Source organism: Lentilactobacillus parabuchneri DSM 5707 = NBRC 107865 (assembly GCF_001435315.1).
Lineage (GTDB): Bacteria > Bacillota > Bacilli > Lactobacillales > Lactobacillaceae > Lentilactobacillus > Lentilactobacillus parabuchneri.
This window is the reverse complement of the sequence record NZ_AZGK01000002.1, coordinates 110,234-125,309: the sequence shown is the minus strand read 5'-3', so window position 1 is coordinate 125,309 and position 15,076 is coordinate 110,234. Positions and strand designations below refer to the sequence as shown.

General features: G+C 43.6%; 15 protein-coding genes and 1 pseudogene. 12 read left to right on the top strand and 4 right to left on the bottom strand.

Annotated elements, in window-relative coordinates:
- Positions 1–277: 277 nt before the first annotated feature.
- Positions 278–745: an ASCH domain-containing protein gene (locus tag FC51_RS03115; RefSeq protein WP_057909809.1), complete on the top strand. Its 468-nt coding sequence runs from the start codon at positions 278–280 to the stop codon at positions 743–745.
- A gap of 152 nt (positions 746–897) precedes the next feature.
- Complete coding sequence (locus FC51_RS03110) at positions 898–2,217, top strand: MFS transporter (RefSeq protein ID WP_162261241.1); 1,320 nt, start codon at positions 898–900, stop codon at positions 2,215–2,217.
- Positions 2,218–2,344: 127 nt separating this feature from the next.
- Here FC51_RS03110 and FC51_RS03105 read toward each other — a convergent pair whose 3' ends face one another.
- Positions 2,345–3,238: a 3-hydroxyacyl-CoA dehydrogenase gene (locus FC51_RS03105; RefSeq protein ID WP_057909811.1), complete on the bottom strand. Its 894-nt coding sequence runs from the start codon at positions 3,236–3,238 to the stop codon at positions 2,345–2,347.
- Between the two features lie 216 nt (positions 3,239–3,454).
- Between FC51_RS03105 and FC51_RS03100 the strand changes: the two genes are divergently transcribed.
- A complete protein-coding gene (locus FC51_RS03100; RefSeq protein ID WP_057909812.1) occupies positions 3,455–4,072 on the top strand; it encodes a hypothetical protein in 618 nt (205 codons plus the stop codon).
- A 37-nt stretch (positions 4,073–4,109) separates the two neighbouring features.
- On the opposite strand, the gene FC51_RS03095 is transcribed toward FC51_RS03100, so the two are convergent.
- The 3 genes and pseudogenes from FC51_RS03095 to FC51_RS03085 form a co-directional block, all read right to left on the bottom strand.
- Positions 4,110–5,270: a transposase gene (locus tag FC51_RS03095; RefSeq protein ID WP_057909813.1), complete on the bottom strand. Its 1,161-nt coding sequence runs from the start codon at positions 5,268–5,270 to the stop codon at positions 4,110–4,112.
- Positions 5,271–5,588: 318 nt separating this feature from the next.
- Entirely contained in the window at positions 5,589–5,975 is a 387-nt protein-coding gene (locus tag FC51_RS03090; RefSeq protein ID WP_057909814.1) for a DUF805 domain-containing protein, read from the bottom strand.
- A 130-nt stretch (positions 5,976–6,105) separates the two neighbouring features.
- Positions 6,106–6,684: pseudogene (locus FC51_RS03085) on the bottom strand (IS3 family transposase); the annotation flags it as partial.
- Between the two features lie 374 nt (positions 6,685–7,058).
- On the opposite strand from FC51_RS03085, the gene FC51_RS03080 reads away from it, so the two are divergent.
- From FC51_RS03080 to leuC, 9 genes are all read left to right on the top strand, one after another.
- The gene (locus FC51_RS03080) at positions 7,059–7,433 is read left to right on the top strand and encodes a GntR family transcriptional regulator (RefSeq protein ID WP_057909815.1); all 375 of its coding nucleotides are present in this window, start codon (positions 7,059–7,061) and stop codon (positions 7,431–7,433) included.
- The gene (locus tag FC51_RS03075; RefSeq protein ID WP_057909816.1) at positions 7,430–8,143 is read left to right on the top strand and encodes an ATP-binding cassette domain-containing protein; all 714 of its coding nucleotides are present in this window, start codon (positions 7,430–7,432) and stop codon (positions 8,141–8,143) included. The genes FC51_RS03080 and FC51_RS03075 overlap by 4 nt, the downstream gene beginning before the upstream one ends.
- Positions 8,136–8,936 (top strand): hypothetical protein, encoded by an 801-nt coding sequence (locus FC51_RS03070; protein WP_057909817.1) that lies wholly within the window; start codon positions 8,136–8,138, stop codon positions 8,934–8,936. Before FC51_RS03075 ends, FC51_RS03070 begins: the two co-directional genes overlap by 8 nt.
- Before the next feature lie 173 nt (positions 8,937–9,109).
- Entirely contained in the window at positions 9,110–9,766 is a 657-nt protein-coding gene (locus FC51_RS03065) for a CPBP family intramembrane glutamic endopeptidase (RefSeq protein ID WP_057911143.1), read from the top strand.
- Between the two features lie 130 nt (positions 9,767–9,896).
- Positions 9,897–10,166, top strand: a complete 270-nt coding sequence (gene rpsN, locus FC51_RS03060) for a 30S ribosomal protein S14 (protein WP_057909819.1) — start codon at positions 9,897–9,899, stop codon at positions 10,164–10,166.
- Between the two features lie 25 nt (positions 10,167–10,191).
- Entirely contained in the window at positions 10,192–10,308 is a 117-nt protein-coding gene (locus tag FC51_RS12345) for a putative metal homeostasis protein (RefSeq protein ID WP_099046967.1), read from the top strand.
- A gap of 1,174 nt (positions 10,309–11,482) precedes the next feature.
- Positions 11,483–12,646 carry a 2-isopropylmalate synthase gene (locus FC51_RS03055; protein ID WP_057909820.1) on the top strand — a complete coding sequence of 388 codons (1,164 nt, stop codon included), beginning with the start codon at positions 11,483–11,485 and terminating at the stop codon, positions 12,644–12,646.
- Positions 12,646–13,725 (top strand): 3-isopropylmalate dehydrogenase, encoded by a 1,080-nt coding sequence (gene leuB, locus FC51_RS03050; RefSeq protein ID WP_057909821.1) that lies wholly within the window; start codon positions 12,646–12,648, stop codon positions 13,723–13,725. The genes FC51_RS03055 and leuB overlap by 1 nt, the downstream gene beginning before the upstream one ends.
- On the top strand, positions 13,703–15,076 hold the full coding sequence (leuC, locus tag FC51_RS03045) for a 3-isopropylmalate dehydratase large subunit (RefSeq protein ID WP_057909822.1): 1,374 nt from the start codon (positions 13,703–13,705) through the stop codon (positions 15,074–15,076). The genes leuB and leuC overlap by 23 nt, the downstream gene beginning before the upstream one ends.

The window sequence follows — 15,076 nt, the reverse complement described above, 5'->3', positions numbered from 1 at the left end:
TATCAATAAAATGGACCAACTCAGAAGTACCACCCACATATTGGCGACACTCAGTCGACCTGCAGGTAAATCCTGACACATAGCACGCCAAATAGAATGTATTATAGAAGAAATTTGAGATTATGATGAAATGAAATTCGAAGAGACCGGAGCAAAACAAATGATTTTGCCCCGGTCTTTTTGTGTGCAAGTATGAACCCGCGATGCCATATAAGCTTCACTTAAGGTCTTCAAGTTAAACTCTTACCATCATTTAAAAATGAATGGAGGAATCTAAATGGATGTTTTAAAAATGGATGCAACTGAATACTGGGAAGATTTTATGCGTCGAAACAACATCAATCATGCCAATTTCGATACTTGGGCGTTTTCTGATCGTCCCAACTCTAGTGATATGTTAGCTGAAATGGTGGTTAAAGGACAAAAGACTGCTTATAGTTCTTGGTTTAACTTCTACGACGCAGATCAGGTGGTACCCACCGCGGGCGATTACCGCATGGTGCTCAAACAAAATGGCGATCCGGCCTGCATCATTCAATTGAAAGTCGTTGAAATCGTGCCGTTTAAATGGGTGTCTTCAGAACACGCATTTCTCGAGGGCGAAGGGAATCGCTCACTCAAATACTGGCGGCAACTGCATAAGCAACTTTTCCGCAAGCAGGCAAAAATTCATGGGAAAACATTTTCACTAGAAAGCCCTTGTATTTGTGAGCTATTTGAGGTCATTGATACTCCAAAAATTTAATTGTGTGGGCCCCACTGTAAATGGTAGTATGTTAGTTGCAGGTAAATTCGACTAACTAATATTCAGGGGGCACCAGCGTGGATTTTTCAGCTAATAGTCAAACGGATAACGCCAAACAACACCCGTTTTTGGTTATCACGGTTGTGGCATTAATGACATTTATGGGCGTTTTGACTGAAACGTCCATGAACGTTACGCTTCCAACCTTAATGAAGCAATTTAATATCTCGTTGCCAACCGTCCAGTGGGTTACAACCGGATACTTACTCACGGTGGCCTTACTTACAATCACATCGGCATTTTTAAAACGTCGATTTACGAATAAGCAGTTGTTTATCTCAGCTGCACTGTTATTTATCACCGGTGACGTAATGTGCGGTTTGGCACCAACTTATCCGGTGCTCTTAGTGGGCCGTTTGATTCAGGCCGGTTGTGTTGGACTAACGGGTCCCTTGATGAATAACATTATCTTAGATGTTGTTCCCCCGCATAAGCTGGGAACCTATATGGGAATGGCCAACCTGATCGTTTTGGTTGCGCCGGCACTTGGACCTACTTTTGGCGGTTCGGTGGTTTCTTTTGCCAGTTGGCGGATGATTTTTTGGATTACCGTTCCGGTTACCATTGTCCTATTAATCTTGGGCATTTTCATTATTAAGCAGTACACACCGACACAGCACTATGATTTTGACTGGCTGCGTTTTGGCGTGCTTGCGCTTGGAATGATTAGCTTATTAATGGGCTTTAACATCATGGGTCAGCCAGGGGTGCTGATTAAATTTGCCTTGTATATGGTCGTCAGTGCAGTGCTATTTTGCACATTTGGCTGGCTATCAAAATACAGTCACAAAGCGTTGTTCAAGTTATCGGTCTTCAAACGCCCGGTGTTTTTATTTAGTTTCTTGCCTTATATTTTGCTGCAATATTCAAACATTGGAATGAATTTCATGTTACCGAGCTACGTGCAGATGGTAAATGGTGCAACGGCCTTCATCGGTGGGGTCATTCTGCTGCCTGGTAGTGTCTTGAATGGGTTGGGACAACCAATTTATGGCTGGATGCTGGATCGCTTTGGTGGCAAGTTGCCACTTTATTTAGGGAATACCCTGTTCTTGTTACCAGTGTTGATCATGACGATTATGGGCCAGCAGATGTCCGTTGTCTTGATTACAATTTTGTATACCGTTTACGCAACCGGTCGGTCGATGGCATTTGGAAATAGTATGGCATACGGCTTGAAACATCTGTCCCGTGACGAGCAAAATGACGCCAACGCGATTTATGGAACTGGAAATATGCTGGCTGGATCGCTTGGAACGACCATCATTGCAGCGATGATGACGTCAGTTCATATCCCCAGCTTTTCCCATGTTCAAAATGTTGCCGCTGGAAGCCAGTTGGCATTTGCGATGATGGCGTTGATTGGTGTTGTGAACTTCTTCTTGTTTAGGACGTTGTTTAAGAAACGTTAAGGGGTTGTCTCAGCGAATTTTGATGCTTCAAAAGCTATGAAACTTGAAGTATAACAAATATGATTGCATACTAAAAACCATCAAGACTCAAATCTTGATGGTTTTCATATATCTAATGAACATTAGTTTAAATCTTCAAAAAGTTCTCATCCTTATAAGCCGGATTTGGATAGTGGTAGAATCCTTCGCCAGATTCCATTCCGAGCTTACCTTGATCCAACAATTCCTTTAATTTATCGGCAAGCACTTGAGCGTTTGAGTCGCCGGCCTTGGCTTGTGCTTCCGTGATATTATAGGCAGTTCTGATTCCAACAACGTCCAAGATCGCAAATGGCCCCATTGGAGCGCCAGTTGCTGCCATCCAGGTCTTATCAATCATTTCAGGATCAGCCACGCCCTTTACCCATAATCCTTCACCAGCACTGAGGAGTGGAATTAATAGTGAGTTGAGAATATAGCCAGGTTGCTCCTTCTTCAACTCAATTGGAATCATGCCAATGTCACGGGCAAATTGAACAATTTCTTTGTAGATGGCTGGATCGGTCTTTGGTGACCCCATAATTTCAGCAGTATTGTTCAGCCAAACCTGGTTGGCAAGATGCATGTTTAAGAATTGTGCCGGACGGCCGGTATCTTCCATTAATGCACTTGGGACTAACGTAGATGAGTTACTGGTAAAGATAGCTTCTTTTGGTGCTAACTTACCAATCTTGTCATAGAATGGTTTCTTGATGTCGAGTCGTTCCGGAATCGCTTCGATCACTAAATCAGCGTTTTTAACAGCATCTTCAAGATCCCAAGTATAAGTGATTCGTGATAGGCCGGCTTCAAATTCTTCGTCGGTTGCGGCAATATCGTGCTTATACATGTGGCGAAGGCCCTTAATTCGCTCCTTTGCCTTGTTGATGGCATCCTCATTAATATCATAAACAGTGACACTGAACCCTTTAAACGCGGTTTGAAAGGCAATCTGGCTTCCTAAAACACCACTACCTGCAACCGTTACGTTTTTAATTGTCATAATAATATCCCCCTTGTGAAATGAAAGCGGTTTCGTCATTCACCTTAATTATAATTGGTCGGGTATGGAAAGCAACCAAATGCATTGTTGAAATCTGCGCTGTCCGTCGTGACTTAATTTCACGGCTATTTTAGGCGTAATTAAAGGTCTGTTTTCTTGATTTCCCCCACAATTTAGCCTATATTTACCGCGAACTTAAATTGAGGAGGAATCGATATGTTTAATTGGGAGACGTTTGAACCAGACGAGTATAGCCGCAACCCAGAACCAAGTTATGTGGATTTAACCACGAGAAGCTACGTTACCGCTGAAGGTCACGCGACCAAGCATACGGATGACTCCAACTTTTTGAGGCTGGCGGGGGCAGCTGCTGAAGTTGCTCAGACCATTAGCGGTGGCCCTGACAAGGGGATTCCGGTTGAAGGCTTCAAAGCATACCGGCCATACCCGGTACAGGCGGTCTGGACAAAGACCAGTGATGGTGAAGATTTTAAGATTTGGATTAAGCAACCGCTTTTCATTAACGAAAAGGACTTTGATGCTGCCTTAACCCGAACTGACTTTTCGGATTTTAACTTGGGAGAAATTAAGTTCGAGCACCTGGCTGAAGGCATTGAGATTCAAACTGTGAACACCGGAACCGTGACACCGGATAGCGAAGCACTGAAAGTATTAACCGACACGATTCAAAAGAAGGGCTTTAAAAGGCTCCAAGATGATCAACACCGTGAAGTCTACATTGACGGTGTCCCAATTGATTCTGGCAAGCTGATCTTGGTCCGATTAGCGATTGATGCTAATGGGCAGGAGTTGCCAGGAATCGTGCATAACTAACGGTGACATGAATGGGTTGAATGGGTTGATGACTTGTTCATTGACACATGATGATGTATCTTATATCAGTTGAAGGCCATATCTTTTTTGGTTTGCATTTATTAGAAACAATAAGTAGTGGTTGAATTCCCATTTTTTGGATATATTCACTAATCATGGCGGACAGAAATGAATATAGCGAAATGGCCCGCTGCCATTTCATGATGTTATATGCCAGCAGGGCGATACCAACTTCGTTGCGGACCTTCGCGATGCCTCTGACCGATAATCTGAGGAACTTCAAATGAGCCTTCAAGTTGCCGAAAACCGGTTCGTCCTCTATTTTCCGTAATCCATAGAGACGTTGGCCTTCCTCACTTGAAAGCTTTTCGCGCATGTCTGTTTTGTAATGTTCCCAAGTTGGGTTGATATCGATGCGGCGTTGATAACCATTGCGCGTAGTAGCCCAGTAGTATCCTTCCGGATCCTGGTAATTAAGGGATTCATACCGGCGGAAATGCTTAACAGTGCCATCCTTTTCCGTTTTGTCGTACTCTTTTTGGAAGGCAAACTTGATGCCGCGATCATCAGTGTAAACATCCGCTTCTTCATCGTAGTCCCAGTTCATCCGTTTATGCGGATCTTTCTGGTAGCTGCGGCTCTGTTCCTTGTCGTACATCGTGTACGGGATCAAAGCAATAGCGCCGCTATTCTCCTCAATCCAACGGTAGTTGCGTTCACTGCCATAACCAGCATCGGCGACAGTGTACTGAAAGGGATGATCCACCAAATTGATCTGTTCAAGAAACGGGATTAGCGTCCGCTGGTCCGTCGGTCTCTGGTTAATATCATAATAGAGAACAAACTGGTTTTGAGTGCCAATTTGAAGGTTGTAACCCGGCTTCAACTGGCCGTTTTGCATCGCATCTTCTTTCATCCGCATGAAGGTCGCATCGATGTCGGTTTTTGAAAAGCTGTTACGGTCGCCGAACTGCGCGTTGTACTGGACATATTTCTGTTTCCGCGGTAAGAAGTCGGTGGTGATGACATGGTGGAAATGTTTTAGTTGACGGCGCCGCTGTTTATTTGTGGAACCGCCCGGTTCCACCTTCTCATGCGCGATGGTTTCGTCCAACTGAACGATTTCAGCAGTGAGGGCGTTGTCAGCCGTGACCAGCTTTTCGATCGGGTCCATTTCTTTAGCGAGTGCCAAGTCCACTTTGTTTTGCACTAATTCAGTGAAAAGAGCGTCGATTTTGGGATCCAGTCTGGCCTCATTTTTCTCGACGGCTCGGCGCCAAACAAAAGAGTACTTGTCACCGGGATTGTTAAAGTTGTTTGGTTGTTGTTATACTGGAGGTACATAAAGCGGCCTTCTTTCAGTGTGTTTTGGTCAATACAATGATAACAAAGCCGACTTTGTGAAACCACAAAAAATGACCCCCAGGAGGAATTCTGGAGGTCATTTTTCTTTGCTTGGGACTTTTGTCCCAAACTCTTTTTCATCCCATTTCAACTATTGCGTTCATCACCAACGCTAATGCACATCGGATTGGTTCATCGGCCAACGGGTATTCTGTTTGCTCGGTAACAGGAATAAAATAAAAAGCCAAATCCATCCGATGATCGGAATGAGTTCAATGAGGATCCACCAGTTGCTGCGGTTTGTATCATGTAAGCGGCGCGCCTTGAGCGTAAAGCTCGCGATCCAGACCACCACTAAGTATATGCCAAACGCAATGGCCCGGCCGTTCAATTCCAACTCGAATTCGCCCTGCGCATTAGTAAAATCATTGGCCCCCGTCGCCAACCGGACGATGGCGGTAATTATCCAGATCGTGAAGTATGGGATCCAGAACTGCTTACGCGTGGCGCTGGCCCCAAAAACAAACATCTTTGTGAAATATTCTTTTATTGATTGCATCGCACTCTGTCCTCCCAGACATTATTAATTGTGTCGATTAACAAAAAACGACATTACAAATTGTACCATATGCAAATGGCAATCGTAAAATGTGGAAAAGACGTGCGGACCTTTTTCTGGACCAGAACCGTCATGCAGACTTGGCTTGGCGGTATTCACGAGGGCTCTTTCCTCCTAAAGAAATTTTTCTTCGTTTGGTGTTATACCACTCAAGATAGTCGTTAAGTTCTTTCATAAAATCCTGCACCGACTTTCCCTGCCAACTTTGGTTGTAGAAGAACTCGGTCTTTAAATGGCCGAAGAAACTTTCAGCCTGTGCATTATCTGGTGTACTAGACTTTTTGGACATTGAGCGAGTGAACCCATATTGATTCATTAAGCCAATCCATTCCGGCCAGCGATAGTGTGCGCCACGATCTGAATGAATGATCGGTCTTTCGCTCTCTGATAGTGTATCGGCAGCGGTCTTAAGCATGGTATTAACTAATTCTGCATTTGGACTGGTACCAATTGACCAGCTAGGGGTGCCCCCGTCAAAGCAGTCTACAATCGGAGACAGATAGACCTTCCCTGCAGGGATTGAAAACTCGGTGATATCAGTGACCCATTTTTGATTAGGCAAACTCGTATCAAAATTACGTGACAAGATATTTGGTACCGCTGGTGTGATTTCGACCGCATATGAGTTGTACTTGCGACACCGCGTTATGGGATCCATGGAATCACCGTTGATTTTAACCAGATAATCAACGTGCGGTAATTTACCTTCGGAGTCCATTTCATCACGTTCATCAACCACTTCTTCACCAGTCCCGGCGGAAACCACGCCATCGATCTGTAAGATTTTGGAGGGGAGTTGCACGATGTTGTTGATGAGTGGGACAATGTCGGGTTGTGATCTAGCTGACAAGATCGTGTTGGAGTAAGTCAGCTGCATTTATCTCTGACCCCAAAACCGTTTCAGGTGGCGATGCAGCGGTTTTCTTTTTGCCTTATTTTAAAAACAAAATAAGTTTGGCTTGCACTCTTAGATAATTGGCGTTATAGTGTAATAGTAAAATATAACACTAGGGAGGTGGCACAATGAAATTTGATGATAAGATCCCAATTTATTACCAAATCAAGAGCTACATTTATCGTGAAATTATTGTCGGTGAGCTGGCACCAGGGGATAAATTGCCGGCGGTCCGCCAGTTAGCCGTTGATTTAACCGTGAATGTTAATACGGTCCAACGAGCGCTTGGCGAATTAATTTCAGAGAAGATTATTGAACCTCAGCGTGGAAAAGGTAACTTTGTCACAGAGGACCGTGAAATCATTGAAAAATTAAAGAAAATGTTGATTACAGAACAACTTCAGGAATTATATGAAAACCTCTATCAGCTGAATGTTACAGATGACGAAATCGTGACCTATTTACAAACCTATATTAACGAAAGAAAGCAGGTGCAATTATGACGAATACAATTGAAATAAAGAATCTAACCTATCGAAAGAACTATCGCAGTATTCTTGAAGATGTAAATTTGACTATTGAGGCTGGCAAGACGGTTGGGTTGCTTGGAGAGAATGGGGCCGGTAAGACCACGTTGATGCGGTTGATTGCCGGTGTTGCCAAGGGATCGGTTGGAAGCATTACAGTTGCTGGGCAAAATAAAGTCCCAATAATGAAATCCTATATCAGTTTCAGTGAGCAGTTGGGTGGGTTTAATCCCAACATGAGAATTGATCGGATCATTCGGTTTTATGAGGATGTGTACCCGGACTTTTCCACTGAGAAATATAACCAAATGGCAGGTTTCCTGCAGATTGATGAAGGTTTGCGGTTATCAGCACTCTCAAAAGGGATGAAGGAGAAGTTGGTTATTGGACTGACACTATCCAGAGATACGAAAGTTTATCTATTGGATGAACCGTTTGGTGGGATTGACAGTATGACCCGAAAAAGGATTATTCAAAGTATCATTAAGTGGAAAAGCGATGATGCCGTCATTCTGGTTTCCGATCACTACGTTTCCGAAATATCAAGTATCTTAGACGAAGTGGTGATTATTAAAGATAAAACCATTTATACGCACAAGAGTACCGAAGAGATCCGTTCAAAGTACGCGGAGGGAATTCAGCAATACTACGAAAGCATATATGAAGGGAATGACTTCGATGACTAGTTTTTTTAATCTCAATAAAACGTTAACCAGACCAAAAATCAGAATCGCAAACCGAATTTTACTAATAGATGTAATTGCGATCGTTGTGGCGCTACTTTATGAAGTGTATCAAGGACAACTGGAAACTCAAACCCCAATTGCCATTTCTTTGTTATTTTCGATATTTGTCGGGATCGTTGCATTTATCCTATTTTCCAGAAATAGCGAACACATCTTTGTGAGTGATTCTTACCGCCTAATCCCAACAAGTGATACCAATTTATTTTCAGCTAATCTGCTATCTTCTTTCATTGCGATGATCTACGTCGGACTCGTTCAATTGGTATTGTACCTCGTGACTTTGATCCCATACTGGGGACAGTTCGGAAGTGCGTTTAAAACAACAATGTACTTCTTGTATCAAAGCTCGAATAAGGCCCACTTCGCGATGAATGTCACGCTATCGATCATTAGTGCAATCGTGCTGGCGGTTGTTGCGTTACTGTTTTTCTGGACGTCAATTAGCCTCATTCATTTAACAGGGTATACCTTAACCAACTTTTTACCGGATGCCCGGCAAAAGTTCTTCCGTTTTGTTCTTTACATCGTCGTGGTTTTCGCATTTGGCTACATCTACACCGTGTTCGCAAACCGGATTGGCGATATCATCGAGCATTTCCACTTATTTGAAGGCATGTCTAGCAATCTATACGCCAACTTATTCTTAGCATCCTTGTACCTAATCGTATTTGGCCTGCTCGAATCGATTGGGATTGTTTACCTGCTAAAAAAATGGGTGGAAACAGAGAACTAGTTAGTTCGCCTTTATTGCAAACTGCCTTAAAAGCAACCCGGTATAATCTTATGACACAGGCTGTGACAAAACGAATGGTTTTGCCACGGTCTTTTTGTCGCCATTGTTGGTATGCAATGTCAGTTTAATGATATAATCAAACTCTGAATAAACTGAAAGGGCAGGCAGTCATCTTGAAAAAGACTTGGTCGTTAACGACATTTTATCTGAGCTATGTTTTCTTAATTGTTCTTTGGTTCTTCGGTCGGGAGCTGATCGATTTTATCACCCATCATTTTACCGATGGGCTTGCAAGCGATTTGACGAGCCTGATTATTAAAACAGTCATTATGGTTGGTCTGGGAGTGTTCTTTATCAGCCGGACCAACGACCAATTATGGGTATCAAAACGCAAACTATATAACGGAAACTTTCCGATTCAATTTTGGATTGTTCTTGCGATGCTTCTTGCCTACTTAATATTTCTAATGTTTGGCGCACACCATGGCTTTTACATTAAACCCAATTTACTTCAAAGTGGTGAGCTATTAAGCGTCACACTGGGAGCCGGTCTGATTGAAGAATTCTTGTTTCGGGGATTCTTTATGAACTTTTTAATGACCCGTTATGGGATTGTGACCGCCAATATCACTCAGGCAATTCTGTTTCAGATTAGTCATTTTCCGCTATATTACCTGGAGGGGTTATCGCTCATGTCTTGGTTCATTAACATCATTAACGTCTTTCCTTTGGGCTTGATCTTTGGCTGGATGTTTTACCGGACGAAGAACTTGTGGCCGAGCACGATTTTACACTGTGTTTGGGATACTGGGGTGACTTTGTTTATTTAAAACACAAATTTTTTAAGTCCGATGATTGACAGAATGCCAGTTTATTGTAATAATAGTAATCGTTACTATTGAGTGTACACAAAATAACCTAAAACCCAAAAACAACAATACGATTATTTGGAGGAATGACATGGCAAAGAAATCAAAAATCGAAAAGAACAAGCGGCAAGCGGCTCTGATCGCAAAGTATGCGGATATCCGCCGAGAATTGAAGAAGCAGGGAAACTATGAAGCCTTGGCCAAATTGCCTAAAGACTCAAATCCTAATCGGCTTCGGAATCGTGATGAATTAGACGGTCGTCCACGTGGTTACATGCGCAAGTTTGGCATGTCACGCTTGAACTTCCGGAAGTATGCCCATTTGGGACAGATTCCAGGTGTCCACAAAGCCAGTTGGTAAATATTTTTACTAAGGAGTGGTGAATATGGAAAAACAAGATTTAGCCAGTGCCCATCGCCGGCTGAAGAGCCCAAGTATCAAGGTTCGCAAGCGCGCTTTGAAGATTATTCATGAAGCTAAGGCAAATAAGCCGCGTAGATAAGCAAGTTCACGGTGATGTTGTCCGACAATAGTTATATTAGATAGTCATTCAAATAAAGGTGGCTTGGTTTCCTTTTTTAAAGGGGCCAAGCCATTTTTATTTTCAGAAGGCTTTCGTTACCGTCATCTGAACAATCTTTTAGCCCGATGGCAAAGGCTCAACGTTAAAAAGAATTGGGTTAGGAAAAATCAAAAGTCACTCATTTTATTTTCGTGCAACGAAGTTAAATTTTGTACTTTGATGACATTGGATATTGATAATGTAACGTTTATTTTTAAATTGTGCAATTGAATCTTTTGCCTCTGATAACATGTTTTCTCTGGTGTTTAAGAGATCTAAAAACATTGAGATCATACATGCCAATTCGTTTATTTAAACATTGGGCACGATTAATTTTATATTGGAAAATCAAAAGAAAATGATTAAAATTTGGTTGACAATTTCTCAAGGTACTATGTATACTGATACCATTCAATTTGATCGATGACGTGTTAATCACATGTTAAGTAACTGCCAGCGAATTTTAAAGCAAGCATCGTTGATGGAAGGATGTATCTTCCTGGTGGGTGAAAGTGCATGTGAGCGAAAGCCTTTTTCGAGAGACTTGGGAGCGACTTCCCGTATGAATGTCAGGGTTCCAACTATGGGACTCATTGAGGTAATGCATGCAAGTGTCTTACAAATTTAGGTGGTAACACGTGAAAACGTCCTTTTCGGCTTCGGCCGGAAGGGACTTTTTTTGTCAAATTGAAACTTTAGATAGGAGATGGTTAACGTGCATCAGATGAATTTAACAACGAATGTGAGTTGACCACACTTATGGTCAAAGGCAACTCACAATTAGAATCGTTCACATAGCCGGTGATTCCACGGCATTGATTCACACATAAAACACCTATTCAAAATTCACATAACGACATAGAAGCCAGTATTTTAGCAATTAAGAAAGGAGTTGTTTCAAATGCCAAGTATCAATACAGAAATCGTTCAACCAGCTTCGTTTGAAGCAACGACATTATTCGCCTTATTACTCTAAACAGGACTCTGACATCATAGTCGGGTCCTATTTGAGAAACAATGGGGCCCTCAAAAGTACCCCAGGTTGCTGGTGGTACTATTTTTTTACAACTTTTTGACTAAATGACACTTGTAATCAACTAAGGAGATCTTGATTATGACAAAACAAATTCAATTTTTTGATACAACATTGCGTGACGGCGAACAAACGATTGGGGTCAACTTCAGTGTTGACCAGAAAGTCAAAATTGCCCAAGCTCTTGAAAAGTGGGGCGTTGATGTGATCGAAGCTGGATTTCCCGTGGCTTCCCCCGAAGATTTTGAAGCTGTCCAAGCTGTTTCCAAAGCCGTCAAGCACACCCAAGTAACAGGACTTGCCAGAGCGCGCAAAGGTGATATTGATGCCTGCGTTAAAGCAACCCAAGACGCCGTCAACAAACAAATTCACGTCTTTATCGCAACGTCGCCAATTCATCGCGACTCTAAACTTCACATGACAAAGGAACAAGTTATCCAATCAATTCACGATTCGGTCGCCTATGCCCATCAATTTTTTGATATCGTTGAGTTTTCACCAGAAGATGCCACCCGAACGGAGCCGGATTTCTTAGTTGAATCGATTGAAACCGCCATTCATGCTGGGGCGACCGTGATCAATATTCCCGATACCGTGGGCTACACCAACCCGGTTGAATTTGGCAACATTTTCAAAAATCTCCGAGAAAATGTGAAAGAGTTTGACGACGTTACCTTCTCCGTTCACTGCCACGATGACTTGGGGATGGCAGTGGCCAATAGTTTGGCTTCCATCGAAAACGGTGCAACTCGAATTGAAGGGACGATCAATGGCATTGGTGAACGGGCTGGTAATGCTGCATTGGAGGAAGTTGCCGCCGCCCTTTATGTTCGTCAAGATTACTATCAAGCAACGAATAACATTCACCTGCAAGAAACCAAGCACGTTTCAGATATCATCAGTGACTTTGCCAACATGCCGGTTCCTCATAACAAGGCAATTGTTGGTGCTAATGCCTTTGCCCACGAATCAGGGATTCACCAAGACGGGATGTTGAAGAACCCGCAAACGTACGAAATTTTGACACCTGAATCAGTCGGGGCCGCTAAGACCACTTTGCCACTTGGAAAATTGTCAGGCTCTCATGCTGTAATGGCGAAGCTCAAGGAAATTGGTTTTGACGTTGATCAAGATGATATGAAGCAAATTTTTCCAATCTTTAAACAAATGGCGGATACCAAATCCATTATTGATGAATCAGATCTACGAGTGATTATGAACAAAGTAAAGGAGGCCGTCCGTTAATGACAAACCAAGTGGCAAAAATCACCGTTCTTTCGGGAGATTATATCGGACCAGAAATTATGAAGGCCGGCTTAGCGGTGCTAAAAGCCGTCAGTCAGGATCAATTTCATTACCAAATCGATGAACAACCCTTTGGAGGTGCCGGTATTGATCAATTTGGCGTTCCCCTACCGGATGAGACTCTTTCGTCAGCCAAGCAGAGTGACGCGGTTTTATTAGCAGCAATTGGCGGGCCTAAGTGGGATGACGCGCCCAACCGGCCGGAAAAAGGATTACTCCAAATCCGACAAGAATTGAATTTATTTGCGAATATTCGACCAACGTCGATTAGCGCGGCGATGCAACGTTATTCTCCAATTAAGCAGGTGGAACCAGTTAATTTTGTAATTGTCCGTGAATTAACTTCCGGAATTTATTTTGGCAAGCCCCGTGAAATTGATGACACCCACGCAATTGATACGATGCGCTACACAGTCGATGAAATTCGCCGGGTTGCCCGGGTGGCATTTGAAATGGCGATGAAACGCAAACGACACGTGACCATGGTTGATAAAGCCAATGTCTTGGCGACTAGTAACCTTTGGCGCCGAGTGGTTGCTGAAGTCGCTGCCGATTTCCCGGAAGTTCACTACGATACCAGTTATGTTGATGCTGCGGCAATGAAGATTATTAGTGCCCCTGAACAGTTTGACGTCATTTTAACCGAGAACATGTTTGGTGATATTTTAAGCGACGAGGCCGCTGAAATCACCGGTTCTCTTGGAACCATTCCTTCGATGAGTCGGGGGAGTGATGGTCCGGCATTGTATGAACCAATTCATGGATCAGCCCCCGATATTGCAGGCAAAGGGATTGCGAACCCGTTGTCAATGATTAACTCAGTGGCCATGATGCTAACCCATACATTTGATCGTTCCGACCTTGCGGATCAAATCAGCCAAAGTGTAGATGCGGTGATCGATAGCGGCACCGTAACTCCTGATTTGGGTGGAAATGCAACCACCAACCAAGTGACAAACGCGATTATTCAACAAATTTACGAAAGAAGGCACAACTATGTCGAAAACGATGTTCGATAAAATCTGGGATCAACACGTCATTACCGGAAAGCCCGGTGACCCACAACTGATATACGTGGACTTGCATCTGCTTCATGAAGTGACCTCTCCACAAGCGTTTGAAGGGTTACGCGAAAATCATCGAAAAGTCCGGCGAACCGATAAAACCTTTGCGACCATGGATCATAACGTCCCAACCGTTGATATCTTTAATATTCAAGACGCCATTGCCAGAAAACAAATTGATACCCTGCAAAAAAATACCGATGAATTTGGGATCCGCTCGGCCGGTATGGGTGATGAAGACCAAGGCATTATTCACGTGATCGGGCCCCAACTTGGACTGACACAGCCGGGGATGGTCATTGTCTGTGGCGATTCACATACTGCCACTCACGGCGCATTTGGCTCAATTGCCTTTGGGATTGGGACCAGTGAAGTTGAACACGTTTTAGCAACCCAAACAATCTGGCAGACGAAGCCAAAGACGATGGGGATTCACGTTCATGGGAAATTACACCATGGTGTTTACGCTAAGGACATCATTATGGGCATTATTGCCCGTGAAGGCGTTGCTTTTGGAACTGGTTATGCGGCTGAATTTTATGGCGACACAATTTCGAATATGAGCATGGAAGAACGGATGACGCTTTGCAATATGGCGATTGAAGGTGGCGCCAAGATGGGAAGTGTGCAGCCTGATCAGACCACATTTGACTATGTGGCCGGACGTAAATATGCACCAAAACAGATTGATAAGGCGATTGAATACTGGAAACAGTTTACGACTGACGATGAAGCCGCATTTGATAAAGTGATTGATTTTGATGTCAGTGATCTCTCACCATATATTTCTTGGGGGACCAATCCCGGCATGTCAATTCCTGTAAACGGCCGCTTTCCCGAAATTAAGGATGAAGACGATCGTAAGGCTTATGAGTACGTTGGCTTAAAACCGGGTGGTAAGCCGGAAGAAATTCCAATTCGGTGGGCATTCTTCGGCTCGTGTACCAACGGCCGCTTGTCTGACCTGAAAATTGCCGCTTCGGTCTTAAAGGGCCACCACATCGCCGAAGGATTAACCGCTTGGGTGGTGCCGGGCTCACGAACGATTAAGGAACGGGCCGAAGAATTAGGCATCGACCAGATATTTAAGGATGCGGGCTGTGAATGGCGCGAACCTGGTTGTTCAGCTTGCTTGGGGATGAATCCCGATCACGTTCCCGCGGGAATCCACTGCGCTTCTACGTCAAACAGAAACTTTGAAGGCCGCCAAGGGGTAGGCTCCAGGACGCATTTAGCAAGCCCGGCGATGGTTGCTGCAGCCGCGATTAACGGTCACTTTATCGATATTTCAAAGGAGCGGGTCTAA